Annotated in this window: 1 pseudogene; it reads right to left on the bottom strand. The window is 61.4% G+C overall.

Features of this window, described 5'->3' with window-relative positions:
* Window positions 1-154: 154 nt before the first annotated feature.
* Window positions 155-319: pseudogene (locus tag X744_RS1000000175850) on the bottom strand (alpha/beta hydrolase); the annotation flags it as partial.

Below are 319 nucleotides of genomic sequence, written 5' to 3'. Positions count from 1 at the left end.
TTCCGGCCCGGAGCTTCCGATATTCTCCTCGGCGTCACAATTTTCCAAAGGGAGATTTGTTCCCGGGGAACGAAGGCTGCGTGTCATCCGGCAGCACGTGGCCCGACCATTGTGCTGCCCGTCCCATCTTCGCCAGATCAAAACCAGTGGGCCGTCAAGCAAGGAAGTCCAGGATGGCCTTCGCCAACAGGTCCGGTGCTTCTTCGGCGACATGGTGACCGCTGTCGATGCCTTGGCCTTGCAGGTGCCGGGCCCACGGGCGCCAGATCGCCAGCACATCACCATAGAGCCGTTCAAGATCGTCGCGCAGCGACCACAG

Origin of the sequence: Mesorhizobium sp. LNHC252B00 (genome assembly GCF_000502955.1) — a bacterium.
Taxonomy (GTDB): Bacteria; Pseudomonadota; Alphaproteobacteria; order Rhizobiales; family Rhizobiaceae; genus Mesorhizobium.
Note: the sequence above shows the minus strand (reverse complement) of the source record. Positions and strands in the feature narration are given on the sequence as shown.